General features: G+C 68.4%; 11 protein-coding genes. 3 read left to right on the top strand and 8 right to left on the bottom strand.

Annotated features, from left to right (window positions below):
* Positions 1-5 precede the first annotated feature (5 nt).
* Positions 6-1,286: a glycosyltransferase gene (locus QBJ89_RS11230; RefSeq protein ID WP_277980592.1), complete on the bottom strand. Its 1,281-nt coding sequence runs from the start codon at positions 1,284-1,286 to the stop codon at positions 6-8.
* 52 nt (positions 1,287-1,338) lie between these two features.
* The gene (locus QBJ89_RS11225; RefSeq protein ID WP_277980591.1) at positions 1,339-2,526 is read right to left on the bottom strand and encodes a glycosyltransferase; all 1,188 of its coding nucleotides are present in this window, start codon (positions 2,524-2,526) and stop codon (positions 1,339-1,341) included.
* Positions 2,527-2,803: 277 nt separating this feature from the next.
* Between QBJ89_RS11225 and QBJ89_RS11220 the strand changes: the two genes are divergently transcribed.
* The 3 genes from QBJ89_RS11220 to QBJ89_RS11210 are packed head-to-tail and all read left to right on the top strand — an operon-like array spanning position 2,804 to position 6,731.
* Complete coding sequence (locus QBJ89_RS11220; RefSeq protein WP_277980590.1) at positions 2,804-4,102, top strand: hypothetical protein; 1,299 nt, start codon at positions 2,804-2,806, stop codon at positions 4,100-4,102.
* Between the two features lie 5 nt (positions 4,103-4,107).
* On the top strand, positions 4,108-5,271 hold the full coding sequence (locus QBJ89_RS11215) for a polysaccharide pyruvyl transferase family protein (RefSeq protein WP_277980589.1): 1,164 nt from the start codon (positions 4,108-4,110) through the stop codon (positions 5,269-5,271).
* The gene (locus tag QBJ89_RS11210; RefSeq protein ID WP_277980588.1) at positions 5,268-6,731 is read left to right on the top strand and encodes a lipopolysaccharide biosynthesis protein; all 1,464 of its coding nucleotides are present in this window, start codon (positions 5,268-5,270) and stop codon (positions 6,729-6,731) included. The genes QBJ89_RS11215 and QBJ89_RS11210 overlap by 4 nt, the downstream gene beginning before the upstream one ends.
* An 8-nt stretch (positions 6,732-6,739) precedes the next feature.
* Here the strand turns inward: QBJ89_RS11210 and QBJ89_RS11205 are convergent, their stop codons facing one another.
* The 6 genes from QBJ89_RS11205 to QBJ89_RS11180 form a co-directional block, all read right to left on the bottom strand.
* On the bottom strand, positions 6,740-7,837 hold the full coding sequence (locus QBJ89_RS11205; RefSeq protein WP_277980587.1) for a glycosyltransferase: 1,098 nt from the start codon (positions 7,835-7,837) through the stop codon (positions 6,740-6,742).
* Positions 7,838-7,958: 121 nt separating this feature from the next.
* Complete coding sequence (locus QBJ89_RS11200) at positions 7,959-8,648, bottom strand: sugar transferase (RefSeq protein ID WP_277980586.1); 690 nt, start codon at positions 8,646-8,648, stop codon at positions 7,959-7,961.
* A gap of 296 nt (positions 8,649-8,944) precedes the next feature.
* Positions 8,945-9,412, bottom strand: coding sequence for a PilZ domain-containing protein (locus tag QBJ89_RS11195; protein WP_277980585.1), 468 nt, complete (start codon positions 9,410-9,412; stop codon positions 8,945-8,947).
* A 148-nt stretch (positions 9,413-9,560) separates the two neighbouring features.
* Positions 9,561-10,850: a DUF1996 domain-containing protein gene (locus QBJ89_RS11190; protein WP_277980584.1), complete on the bottom strand. Its 1,290-nt coding sequence runs from the start codon at positions 10,848-10,850 to the stop codon at positions 9,561-9,563.
* A 114-nt stretch (positions 10,851-10,964) separates the two neighbouring features.
* Positions 10,965-11,723 (bottom strand): PEPxxWA-CTERM sorting domain-containing protein, encoded by a 759-nt coding sequence (locus tag QBJ89_RS11185; RefSeq protein WP_277980583.1) that lies wholly within the window; start codon positions 11,721-11,723, stop codon positions 10,965-10,967.
* A 458-nt stretch (positions 11,724-12,181) separates the two neighbouring features.
* The coding region (locus tag QBJ89_RS11180; protein ID WP_277980582.1) for a DUF1996 domain-containing protein at positions 12,182-13,212 on the bottom strand (1,031 nt) is incomplete at its 5' end.

Genomic DNA, 13,212 nt, shown 5'->3' with positions numbered 1-13,212 from the left:
GCCGATCAGCGAAAGATGCCGGCGGCCGTGCCGCGGTCCGCCAGCGCGGCCGCGACGAAGCGGGCGAAGGAGTCGAGGAAGCGCTCGCGGCTGAACGAGAGCGCGTGGGCGCGGATCGCGGCGGCGTCGAAGCCCGCCTCGTCGCGCTCGAACGCCTGGATCGCGGCGACGAGGCTGTCGACGCTCTGCTCGGCGAAGTGCAGGCCGGACAGGCCGGGTACCACCGTCTCGGTCGCACCGCCCGAGGCGTAAGCGATCACGGGTCGGCCCGAGGCCATCGCCTCTACCGGCGCGATGCCGAAATCCTCCTCGCCGGGCATCAGGAAGGCGCGCGCACGCGCGTAATAGCGCTTGAGCTCGGCGAACGAGCATTGCCCGACGAACTCGACCGTCGGCCCGGCGAGCTTGCGCAGCGCCGCGGTCTCTGGCCCCTTGCCGGTGATCACCAGCCGGCGGCCGAGGCGATTGCAGGCCGCGATGGCGAGATCGACCCGCTTGTACGAGACGTGGCGGCCGGTGATCAGATAGTAATCGTCAACGTCAGGTGAGGTGGCGAAATCGTCCACCTCGACCGGCGGGTAGATCACTTCCGCGGGCCGGCGATAGTAACGTGCGATGCGGCTGGCGACGTAGCGCGAGTTGGCGACAAAGCGATCGACCCGCAGCGCGCTGCCCACGTCCCACAACCGCAACCGCGGCACGGTGATCGAGAGCACCAGTCGCTTCAGCGCCGATGCATCGCGACGATAATGGTGATATTGGTCCCACAGGTAGCGCATCGGCGAGTGGCAGTAGCAGACATGCACCGCGTTCAACGGCGGCATGATCCCCTTGGCCGGGCCGGACTCGCTCGAGATGATCAGGTCATAGCCGTCGAGGTCGAGGTTCTCCAGCGCCATCGGCGCGACCGGCAACAGCGAGCGGTGGAAGCGTGCCGCGCCGGGCACCTTCTGCAGGAAGCTCGTGCGCAGCCGTTCGTCGGGCACGATCGTACGCGAGTATTCGGGATCGGCGACCAGCGTGTGGACGACCGCCTGTGGGAAGATTCGCAGCATCGTCTTGACGACATTCTCGCCGCCGCCCGGTCCGACCAGCCAGTAATGGACGATCGCGACGCGCAGCCCGGCGAATTGCGCGCGCCATTCGGCTTCGTCGCGCAGCGGCGTGGTGACGGTGCCGGGCTCGCCTGCGGCGATCGGCACCGTGTCCGCGTGCGCCGGAAGCGGGGGCGCCGCGGTGATCTCGCGCTCGATCGTCATCACGCTCGCATCCTGCTGTGGCCTCATGCAAAATCCCGGTTACGCCGTGCTATCGCAGGTGCCGCCGCATATTGCACGATCAAAGCCGGGCCCCGACCAGTCGTTCGTAGATCGCCAGCGTCCGTTCGGCGACGACGCCCGGGTCATAGTCGTGGCGGTCGATCAGCCATCGTGCGCGCACCTGCTCGCGGAGCGAACGGTCCTCGCGCACGCGCGCGATCGCGGCGAGCAGCGTCGCGGGCGCGTCCGGATCGAACACCAGTCCGCGCTCGCCGTGCGCCACCATCTCCGGTAATCCGCCGCGTGCGGCGACGATCGGGATCACGCCGTGGATCCCTGATTCGAAGGCGACGCGACCCGACGGCTCGTCCCACAGCGACGAGACGACCAGCGCGTCGATCGTGGCGTAGAAATCGTCGGGCGCCTGCACGCCGAGGAAGTCGATTGGGAGGCTTTGAGCCAACTCCCTCAATTTGTTCACATAGTCTGGCTTGCCGTCGCCGCCGACGCGGAGCCGCCAGCTGCCCGCCGGCAGCGTGCGCAGCATCGGCAGCAGCTGCTCCAACCCCTTCTCGGGCGAGAGCCGACCGAAGAAACCGATGGTGAGGTGGCCGGGCTCGAGCAGGTCGGGCCGGGGCGCGACGGCTTGTGCGGGCCGATAGGCGCCGGTGAGGATCGTCGTCGGCACGGCGCGTGGGAAGATGGCGTTGGCGTCGTAGATCGAGCGGATCTTTTCGGACACGTAGATGACGTGCCGCACCAGCGCCGTGCGTCGTCGCGCCGGTGCGAGCGCGAGTACGCGGCAGCTGCCGCACACACCCGAGCAATTGCGCCCTCCTTTCCTGTGCCCTGAATTGAGACACATAAGGTAATAGTCGCTAACGCGGTGGACCACGGGCACACCGCACGCCGCCGCGACGTGCCAAATCGTCGTGCCAATTCCTGCCATGACATGCGTGTTGATGACGTCCGGACGGAAATCATGGAGTACCGCGCGATAGTCCGCCGCCATGCGATCACCGAGCCGATCGATCGCGTGCCAAGCCAGCCGCGTCGGCGCGGGATGGTCGCCGCGAAGATAGAGGTTGCGCAGCCGCAGCCGATATTCACGAATGCCCGTAACGGCGTGGATGCCGAGATGCGCGTGATCGTCCACGTTGAGCACTGCCACGGTATGGCCGAGCGACTGTAGCCCCTGCGCCAGCTGCGCGACCGACACCTGCGCGCCGCCGTGCACCGCGGTGGGGAAGTAGTTCCTCGAGACCAACAGGATTCGGATGGCGTTCCTCCGGCATCGTCGCGGTGCCGCGCGGTCGGTCTCCTGACAGCGGGCAGCGTGCGACCTCGGCGCGCGGCGGGTCACGATCGGCGCTCTGGTGACCCATCGCGGGAATGCTGTCAATTATGAGGAAGTTGACATTGCGTTACTAGCGCCAAGCACCTACCACGCGGCGGTGGGAATTGAACGCCCGATGAATGAAACGGTTAGCTTGGCGCCGCCTGCCGCGACTGGGCGGCGCGCGCATCGGCATCGCTCCTCGACCGTGACGCCGTCGTTCCGCGGTTGGTCGGTGGAAGTGGCAAGCGGCGAGCGCGTCCGCCGAGTCGTGATGTGGGTCACGATCGTGCTGATCTATCGGCAGACCTTTGCGGCGCCGATCCGCGCCTTCGTCCCCTTCCTCTGGTATGTGCCCGACGTGTTGATGGCCGGCGCGCTATTGGCGATCGCTGGTGCCGGAATGCGCGACAAGGTCGTGCCGGTGCTCGTCTCGGTCGCGGCGCTGGCGCTGCTGGTGGTCTATTCGTTGCTCAGCAACAGCGGCTTCGCAGTCGCACTCGCGGTGCGCGGGCTGGGCTATATCCTACTCGCCTTCTTTGCCGGGCTGGGTGTGCGCCGCGGCGATAAGCTCTTGCCGGTCGGGCTGGTGGCGGCAGCCGCGATCAGTATCGCCGGCGTCTATTACGATGCCCTCTTCACCGTGCCCTGGGCGGGGATGACGTTCGAGGGGTTCGGCGGCAGCGCCGACGCGGCGCGGCAATGGTCCGCCGACGGCGGCCGGCGTTTGTCCGGTCTCGGCATCGCCTCGACCGACACCTCGGTGATCGTCGCGGCGGGAACGCTTGTCTTCCTGGGCCTCACTCAAAACCGCCTGCGCCCGGCGAGCGCGCTGTTCTGCGCCGCCGCGGTGCACGCGCTGCTGCTGACGACCCAGAAGGCGACCGCCGGCTGGCTGATCATCACCGTGCTGACCGCCTATGTTGCGCCGCTAGTGGCGTTCCGCCGCGCCGGCTTTCACGCCTCGGCGCTGCTGCGGCCGCTCGGGGTACTGGGTCTGGCCGCGAGCATGCTGGTGCCGCCGATTTTCGCTGGCTTCGACTTCAGCGCGGCGCTGCGGGTGAACGCGGCGACGCTGGATCAGCGCATGGTTGAGGTGTGGCCGCGCGTGCTGCCTCATTTGTTCGACGTGCCGCAGATGCTGCTCGGCTTCGGGCTTGGCGGCATCGGCGCGACCGGGGCGCGGCCGGACCTGGCGATGATCGACAACATGTTCCTGTATGTCGCGCTGACCCTGGGCCTTCCCGCAGCGTTGGCCTTGTTCGCGATCGCTGCGCGCGCGTTGCTGGCGACGCCGCTGCGCGACGGCGTGGATTTCTCCGCGCTGGCGCTGGTGACCCTGCTCGCGCTCAACGGGATCACCGCAAATATCGTGGTCGCCGGCGCCGTCGGCAGCGTCTTTCTCGGGTATGCGATCGGTTGCCTGCTGCGTCCGCTACGACGCAGCCGGTCGCGACGTCACGGCGGTCAGACCGGCACCGGGGCGCCGGTCGGGGCGATCGGCTGAGCGCGGTGGCGAGCATCGCGTCCCGCGCGTTGGCGCGCACCGCGCCCTCGCGTCGCCGCCCGCGTCGCCCGACGGTGACGATCTGCGGCAACGCGGGCTACAACCGCGGCGACGACGCGATCGCGCTCGCGCTCGTGGAGGGGCTGCGCGCGCGGCTGCCGCACATGCACGCGCGCGTGGCAATGATCGCGCTGGGCTCGATCGCCGCGACCGACGACGTCACCCCGTTCCTCGCGGCGCGGCGCCGACCCGCTGGGCTGCTCGCGCTTGCTTATGCGATCGCGCGCGCCGACCTGGTCATCATCGGTGGCGGCTCGATCATCCAGGACAAGTTTGGCGGCGGTCGCGTCAAGGGGATCATCGGCTATGCCTGGTTGGTGGCGCGGCTGGCGGCGCTGTTCGGCCGGCCGCTGATCACCGCGCCGATCGGCGTCGACACGATCACCACCGACCGCGCACAGCAGTCGGCCGCCGAGCTGCTCGCCTCGGCGCGCGCCATCTTCGTGCGCGACGCGCGTTCGATGGCGAACTGCCACGCGCTCGTCGGCGGTACCACGTCGCCGCAGCCTCAGATGGCGTGCGACCCCGCCTTCGCGCTCGCCGGCGCCTCGCCGCGCGCGGGCGGACCGGTGATCCTCTCGCCCGCGTTCGAGGATGAGTATGACGAGCTCGTGATCGACATCTTCGCGCGCGTCGCCGTGGAGGCGGTCGCTCGGCTGGGTCGCGCGGTGGTAGTGGTGTCGATGGACAGTCGCGACGACGCGCGCGTGGCGCGGATCGTCGCAGCGGTGCCGGCGTCGGCGCGCGCGCGCGTCAGTGCCGCTTATCTGCCCACGCTCGACGCCGCGCTGGGCGTGCTGCGCGGCGGCTCGGCGCTGGTCGCGATGCGGCTGCACGCGATGATTCTCTCCTACGGCACCGCGCCAATCGCCTGTCTCAGCCGCACCACCAAGACCGACGCCTTCATGGAGGACTATCGCGTCCCCGGCACGGGGATCGGCGATGACACCCCCGCGGCGATCGCGGCGCTGCTGGTCGAGGCGGTGGCGAGTTGGCCGCAGCGAGACGAGCAGGCGGCGATCCTGGCGACGCGGCGCGCGACGTTGAACCGCTTCTTCGACACGGCCGTGGCGCTGTTGCACCCGCAGCGCGCGAGCCAGACGGCGTGAGCGGACGCTCCGGCGCGGCGATCGTCACCGCCGCGACGGTGATCGGCAGCGGGCTCAACTTCGTGGCCACGTTGCTGTGGACCCGGCTGCTCGATCCGGGCGCGTTTGGTTGCTACGCGCTGGTCTCCGCCGCGGCGGTGCTGCTCAACGCCATGCTGTTCGAGTGGCTGCGGCTGGTCAGCGCACGGACGCTGTACGATGCCACCCGACCCGGCGCGATCCATCCGGCACGCGCCGATGCGCTCATCGCGCTCTACGCCGCAGTCGCGCTGCTGTTCGTCGCCGCGGTTGGGATCCTGTGGGTGCTCGGCATCGGCTTCGCGGGCGTGGCGGCGCGCTGGTGGCCGGTGTTGGCAGCTTTCACGTTGACCGAGATGGCCTTGGCCTTCCTCCAGACGGTCTATCGCCTGCGGCAGCGCGCCTGGCCATACTTCTGGAACGCCACCGTGCGCTCGGTCGCAGCAGTCCTGCTCGGCGTGGTGCTGGTGCGTTATATGGAATTGGGCGCGCTCGGGACGCTGCTCGGGATCGTGATCGCGCAAGGCGCGGTGGCGCTGACGAGCGTGTTGCTCGATCCGCTGTGGCGCGCGGCGCGGCCGTGGCAGGCGCGCCGCGCGCAGCTCGCCGCGGCGGTCCAGCTCGGCTACCCGCTGATCGCGAGCTGCGCGCTGACCTATGCGGCGGGTTTCGCCGACCGCTTCCTCGTCGGCGCGACGCTCGGACCGCACGCCGTCGGGCTCTATGCCGCGCCCGTCGATTTGCTCCAGAAGACCCTGGTGTTCATGATGATGACGATCAATCTCACGGGCTATCCGGCGCTGGTGCGTGCGTACGAGGATCGCGGGGCCGAAGCCGCCTGCGCCACGCTGGAGAACAACCTGCAACTTCAGGTGGGCCTCGGCCTGCCGGCGGCGATCGGGCTGATGGTGCTGGCGCCCGGCATCGTTCATCTGCTGCTCGGCCCCGCTTTCCGCGCGGAGGGCGCGCGCCTACTGCCGCTAGTTGGCGCTGCCGCGCTGCTGCGATGTCTCGTCACCTTCCACCTGATGATGGCGTTCCAAGTGACTCGCCGAATGGGCTGGATGATCGTGCCGCCGCTGACGACGCTGATCGCAGTGATTCCCGCCGGGCTGATCGGCATCCGCCTCGCCGGGCTGCCCGGCATGGCGCTCGCCGCGCTGGTCGCGCAGCTGCTCTGCTACTCGATGAGCGCTATCCTCGCCAAGCGCGTCCTGCCACTGCGGCTGCTCACGCCCGAGGTCGCCCGGATCGTGGCGGCGGCATTGGGCATGGGGCTCGTGCTGGGACCGTTTCACGCGGTGACCGACCCGTTCGCGACGGCGGCGCTGATCGGGTTGGGCGGCGCGATCTATGCCGCGTTGCTGCTCGCGCTGCGCGTTCCCGTGGCGACGCGGCTGGCCGCGTCCGTGACCCGACAGGCGCGTCGGCGCCTCGTCTGAGCGCGCGCTCACCGCGTGCCGAGCAGCTCGCGCGATAGCCGCACGTGCGCGCGGACATAGGCCTCGGAGCTCAGTCCCTCGTCGCCCATCTGCGCCTGGGCGCGCGCCGCCATCGCCGCCGCCGCGACCGGATCGGCGGCGAGCGCCGCAATGGCGGCGGCGATGGCGTGTGGATCCTGCTCGGGGACGTAGCGCACCGCGTCCGGCGGGAAATAAGCCTCGTGCCCGCCTACTGCGGTAGCGATCGTTGGCACGCCGAACAGCGCCGCTTCCTGCAGCGCGGTGGAGCCCGAAACGTGAAGGTTATGCTGCAGCGGCACCACGACGAGATCGGCCTCACGATACAAAGCGAACAGTTCGTCGGAGCTGGTCACGCCCGCGACGGTGACATGGTCGAGCCCGTGCGCCAGTTCGGGATCCGCCTTGGTCGAGACGATGCGGAGCTGCCACTCGGGGTGCTCGCGCACCGCCTCCACCAGGCTGCGCCAGTCACGATGCGTGTCGTTGCCAACGCTGATGATGCGGTACGGGCCACCGCGCACGCGCGGGGCGCGGGGCGGCTCGCGATGGTCGGCGCGGATGCCGAATCGCACCAGCTCGCAGCGCTGGTCGGGGAACAGCTTGCGCGCGGCGGCGAGGTTTAGCGGCGAGTGGAAGGTCAGCACGTCGGCCTGACGGATCAGCCGCCGCCACAGCCAGCGATGCAGCGGGTTGAGCCGGGGCCAACGGTCGATCAGCCAGACCACTTGCGCTAGCAGCCGCGGTCGTGCCGTACGATCACGACGCCGCAGCGCGAGCAGCGCGCAGGCACCGAGGAACTGCGATTCGGTGTGAGTCCACACCACGTCCGCGGCCATGATGCTGGCGCGGTTGCGCCAGGCGTTGACGATGTCGAAGCCGAGCGGCGCGCCGAGCCCCATGCGCACCAATTTGCCGAATTTGCCCTCGTGCTCCATCGCAGGCGGGATCAGCGTTACCCCCATCCGCTCGGCTCGGGCATAGCCATAAGGATCGGGTTCGTTGAGCCCGACGAGCCGGCCCGCGGCGAAAAGCTGCGCCCAGCGACGCGGGTGCTGCGCCACCGCGAGATGGACATAGACCTTCATCGTCGCGCCGGCCCCCAAGGCCCGATCTGGGGATCGACCGGCACGTGCGCCGCGCTCTCCGACAAGGCAAAGGCGCCGCCCGAGAGGACGACGCCGCACGCAACGACTGGCAGCATTGTCGTCAGTAGGAGCCGCGCTGGAACAGCACGCTCGGCACCGTATAGGCCATGATCTTGACGTTCATCGCGCACGAGCGCGCGCGGCTGTACGTTACGTCATAGGCGACGCGGCGGCGGTAGGAGACGTCGTTGCGCCCGCCGACCTGCCACAGCCCCGTGATGCCCGGCCGCACCGCGCAATAATGCTCGAAATAGCGGCCGTAACGCGCGATCTCGCCGACGACGATCGGGCGCGGCCCGACGAGGCTCATCTCGCCGCGCACCACGTTGATCAGCTGAGGCAGCTCGTCGAGGCTGGTCTTGCGCAGGAACTTGCCGATGCCGATCACGCGTGGGTCGTCGCGCAGCTTGTGGTCGCGCTCCCACTCCTCGCGTGCCTCGGCGCTGGTCTCAAGCAGGTGACGCAGACGCGCGTCGGCATCGACCACCATCGATCGGAACTTGAGGCACGGGAAGGCACGGCCGCCGCGACCGATGCGCTGATGCGCGAAGATGATCGGACCGGGATCGAGGATGTAGATCACCGCCGCGATGATCAGCATCAGCGGCCCCAGGATGAGGAGCGCGGTCAGTGCGATGGTCACGTCGAGCGCACGGCTGGCCATGTCGTCGATGCGACGCATGGTGAACCCGTCCTCGCGGAAATCCACGTCGGCGCTCGGCACCGACGCGGTGATGGTCGCTTCATGCACGAAGTTCGCTCCCTCGACGATACGCTGCAACGCAACATTAGGTTATTTGGGCGTTAATGTAACCCCGAAGGTGCAGCGATTCGTCTCGAATACGGGATTGATCGTCGCAGCTTGTACCGATGCGGTACGGTCAAGCATCAGCAATCGGTAGTAAAACCCTACTGATCCAGCGCTTTTTTCCAATGAGCATGGGGGCGCGGGCGGTCGACTGCGCGATCGTACGACGCCGGTGCGACTCGGCGCTCACCCTCGCCGAAAACGGCCCAGAGGGAGTAATCCTGTTGCGCTGCGGCGGATCAGAAGAGCGCGACGGCAACCCGCGCGATGAGCGCCCACAACAGCGCCGAGCTGCCGACGATCACCCCCAGCCGCACCGCGCCGGGCAGCTTCTGGATCTCGGGTTCGGCGAAGGGCGCCTCCAGCGGCGCTGAGGAGGTGAGCTGGATCACGGTGTCGTTCCGGAACGCGCTTGCCACCACCGAGCGGCTGACCGGCTCTGCGAATTCGCAGCCATAGCCACCCGGCACCTGGCGAACCACGCGCGCCATCGCCCGGCCATGGCCGGCGAGCCCGATCGTCACCGTGCTGCCGATTGCGAGCCGCGAGTCGGTGGTGACGCTGAAGCCCGTCTCCGACAGATCGGCGACATAAACGTCGTGCGCGCCACGATCGCCGCGCAGCGTCGACGGCTGGTTGATCGCCTGGCGCTCGGCACCGCGGCGATCGTCATTGTCCTCGTTCACCATTACCGCGTGAAGCAGCATCGTCGCACCCTTTCGATCAGCTGTCCGATGAGTAGCGGCGACGCGCCTACTATCGAGTTAACCGATGCCGTTGGATCAGGGCGGAAGAGGCGGATTCAGCGGCTTTTTCGTCTATCGTGGTAAACAACGTGTTAGTGATGGGCGGCGCTCAGCGCAGCGTCGTGGCATGGGCCATCCCGGCCATTCCGGCGTGCGGGTCGGCGCCCACCGCGGCGGCGGGGCGATCGGGCACCGGCACCGCGTGCGGCTTGGCGAGCCAGGCGAAGGGCGTCACCTGGCGCAGCTGCTTGCCGTTGCCGAGGTCGCCGCCGTGGCAGTTGAGCAGCTTGTCGAGACAATTCTCGGTCCACTGGCGCAGCGTCGCATCGTCCCACGCGCCGAACCAGTCGGCGTGGAAGGTGGTACCCGGCACGCGCATCGCGCCATTGGCACCGGGCATCTCATCGGAGGAGAGATGCCAGGTCGGGCGCGCGCCGTCCCACGTGCCGCTGCGATCGAGCGTGGCGTCGACGGTGTACCACGAACCCATCGTAAAGGTGGGGATCACCACCGGATGGGTGAACGGGCAATGCTCCTTGCCGCCGGTCCATTGCGGATAGGCGACATGCTCGCGGTGATCGGGGCTGTCGAGTCGCTTGCCATCCCAGCAGCTCGGCGCGTTGATGATCGCCCCCAGCTGGGCGCCGGACGGGCAAACCTTCGCTACCTCGACCAGGGTCTCGTAATGGCCCTCGGTCGCGCCAGGGCCCTGGCAATTGTAGTAATGCGAGCCGGTCGCCGGCGCGTCGGGGTTGACCATGTCGAAGCCGAAGACGAAGCGCAGCCCGCGCGGCAGCGCGACGCAGGCGGCGCGGACACGGTTGCACTCCGGATCGGTGTTGGGTCGGCGCTTGTAGTAGATCGAGACGAAGTCGGGGCGGATCACCTGGCCGCGCCCGTTGAGCATCGCCGGCATCCAATAGGCCGAGCGATTGAGCCGGTTCATGCAGGTGCTGTCACCGCTGCGGCGCAGGCTGGCATAGGTCGAGTTGGCGTCCGCGGCGGTGTTGCCGAAGAATTGATGGAGGTGCGACTGGCCCGGCTTGCCGGGATAGAGGATCGGGTCGTCGAAGCGCAGTTGCCCCGCCATGCACAGGAAGCGGAAGGCGCCGACCACGTCGGGCGCGGCGCTCTGCGGGATCGCGCCGGGCGGGCCACTCTCGTGCGACACCATGATGCCGCTGGCAGAGTCGAAGTTGCTCTGTACCGCGGGTTCCTCGCCCTCGGGACCGCCGGCGGCCTCACGCGGCTGGGCGAGATCGCCGGTGCCGCCCATCTTGCCCTTGGCTTGCTGAGTCGCCGGCGCCTTCGAGCGATCGGCGTGCGCCGCGCCGGCGAATACCAGCGCGAGCAGCAGCGCGCCGATCCAGCCCCGATTTCCGCTCGTCCGCACCCGCATCACGCCTCCGTCACTCGGCCCGGGCTATACATCAGGCGCGTGCGCGGCGCACGCGAAAGGGGCCGGTCGCCCGCGCGCCCGGCCCCTCCCGCTGTCCCGTTCGGGAGCGTGCGGTCAGGCGACCGCGGCGCCGCCGGTGACGCTCTTGCGACGGCGCACCGCGGCGCCGACCATCGCAAAGCCGCCGATCATCATCATCCAGGTCGCCGGCTCGGGCACCGCGCTGCTGACCGTGACCGCACCCAGCTTGAAGCCGTCGATCTTGCCGTCGGCACCGCCGTTCGCCGCCGCACCCACGAGCCAGAGATTCGACGCCGCTCCGCTCACGTTCCGCGTCGACGCGCTGCTGCCTCCCTCGAGATACTGGCTGCCGCTCAGCATGTTGTTCACCACGTTGACCGACTTTCCGTCGAGCCCGAGCGACTGGTTCCAGCCTGTGCTCACGTTGGCCCAGCCGATCACCGCGTCGGAGTCGGTCGAGTTGCTGACGGTGAACGGGTTGGTGGTGATCTTCGACAGCAGCACCGCGGTGTCGAACTGGAAGACAATGAAATCCTGCCCGTTCTGATTGTCGATGGTGTGCGTGTTGCCGCCGCCGCTGCCCTCGCTGTCATTGAGAACGCCGAGTCCCTTGTCGTAATAGCCCAGCCGCGCGTCGTAGACGTTGGACGTGGCACCGCTGGCATTCGCCGTCGACCAAGCAGTTGCTCGGACGTTCACCGTCTTGCCGTCGAGCTGGAAGCTATAATCCTTGTAGGCGCTGCTGCCGCTACCGTTGATCAGGTTCAGCGTGAAGTCCGCCGCGCTCGCCGGCGCCGCTGCCGCCGCCAGTGCCAGTCCCGCCGCGGCCGCGATCATCTTCAACTTCGTCATGCTGTCTTCCCCCCAGAAACTCTGTTGGTCGCGTGATTGCCGCGCGGCGTGACGTGCTTCAAGACGCGACCGTTACGCCTCTGTCCCGGTTTCGGACCCGTGCGACACTCGTGGCGTAGCCCTTGCTCGATCGTGCCTGCGCCTTCCTGTGTTTGCGATCTCTCCCGTCATCCCTGCGACGACAGCGATCAGATGCGCGGACCTGTCGACGGAGGCGGGACGTCAGCGGCTCTGGATCCCCGCCGTCGCGGGGATGACGGAAGTAAGAGGCCCCACGGGCAGAAGCGGCAACGACAGGGGCGGGGCCGAGAGAGGGTGGGGCTGATGGAGAACAGCAAGACGGAGGGAAGGCGGGACGGAGGTGAACACGCGACGACCAAGCCGAGCCGGCCACCACGAGCGCGAACGCTGAGGAGGGCAGACCGTCGCCCGCCTTCGTCAGCGCACCCGCCCCTCACTCACTTCGGCATGGCCACCACATGCGGGGTGCTGATCCAGGCGAAGGCGTCGAACATCTTCATCTGGCGGCCGTTGCCGAGATCGCCGCCGCTGCAGTTGAGCAGCTTGTTGATGCAATTATCGACCCACATCTTCATCACCTCGTCGTCCCACGCGCCGAACCAGTCGGCGTGGAAGGTCGAGCCCGGGCGCATCGTCGCCATGCCCGGCATCTCGTCGGAGGCGAGGTGCCAGCCGCTGGTGCCGCCGTCCCAAGTGCCGCTGCGGTTGAGGTCCGTATCGACCGTGTACCAGGCGCCCATGGTGAAGGTGGGGATCACGTACGGGTGGTCCGCCGGGCATTTTTCATAACCCCAGTCGCCGTAGCTGGTGTAGGCGACGTGCGAGCGATGGTCGGCGCTGTCGAGATTCTTGCCGTCCCAGCAATTGGGCGCGTTGATCACCGCGCCGATCTGGTTGCCGACGCCGCAATGCTTCCCCGCCTCGATCAGGTCGGCATAATGGCCGGGCTCGGCGGTTGGGCCCTGGCAGTTGAAATAGCCCGCGCCGGTCGGCGGCGTGCCGTTGATCATGTCATAGCCGAACACGAAGCGCAGCCCGCGCGGCAGATCGACACAGGCCTTGCCCATGCGCTGGCACTCGGGATCGCTCGCGGGGCGGCGCTTGTAGTAGATCGAGACGTAATCGGGCCGCACCACGCCGTTCTTGCCGTTGAGCATCGCCGGCATCCAATAAGCCGAGCGGTTGAGCGCGTTGGTGCAGGTGCTGTCGCCGCTGGTGCGCAGGCTGCGATAGGTCGAATTGGCGTTCGCCAGCGAGTTGCCGAAGAACTGGTGGAGGTGCGAACGGCCGGGCTGGCCCGGGAAGACGATCGGATCGTCCTTGGCCTCGTGGCTGGGCGTGCAGATGAAGCGGAAGGCGCCGACCACGTCGGGCGCGCCGCTCGACGGCACCGCGCCCGTGCCCCAGGCGGCGACGAGCTGCTGGCTGACGTCGAAGTTGCTCGGGATCGAGTCATAGTCGCCCGCCA

The sequence above is a fragment of the Sphingomonas phyllosphaerae genome, assembly GCF_029623345.1.
Lineage (GTDB): Bacteria > Pseudomonadota > Alphaproteobacteria > Sphingomonadales > Sphingomonadaceae > Sphingomonas > Sphingomonas phyllosphaerae_C.
The sequence above is the reverse complement of the archived record's forward strand: the minus strand, read 5'-3'. Positions and strand labels throughout refer to the sequence as shown.

What these genes read in the sequence shown, in the direction of transcription:
- QBJ89_RS11190 (WP_277980584.1), bottom strand. Translation starts at nt 10,850, where the DNA reads ATGCGGGTGCGGACGAGCGGAAATCGGGGCTGGATCGGCGCGCTGCTG.
- QBJ89_RS11185 (WP_277980583.1), bottom strand. Translation starts at nt 11,723, where the DNA reads ATGACGAAGTTGAAGATGATCGCGGCCGCGGCGGGACTGGCACTGGCG.
- QBJ89_RS11195 (WP_277980585.1), bottom strand. Translation starts at nt 9,412, where the DNA reads ATGCTGCTTCACGCGGTAATGGTGAACGAGGACAATGACGATCGCCGC.
- QBJ89_RS11205 (WP_277980587.1), bottom strand. Translation starts at nt 7,837, where the DNA reads ATGAAGGTCTATGTCCATCTCGCGGTGGCGCAGCACCCGCGTCGCTGG.
- QBJ89_RS11230 (WP_277980592.1), bottom strand. Translation starts at nt 1,286, where the DNA reads ATGAGGCCACAGCAGGATGCGAGCGTGATGACGATCGAGCGCGAGATC.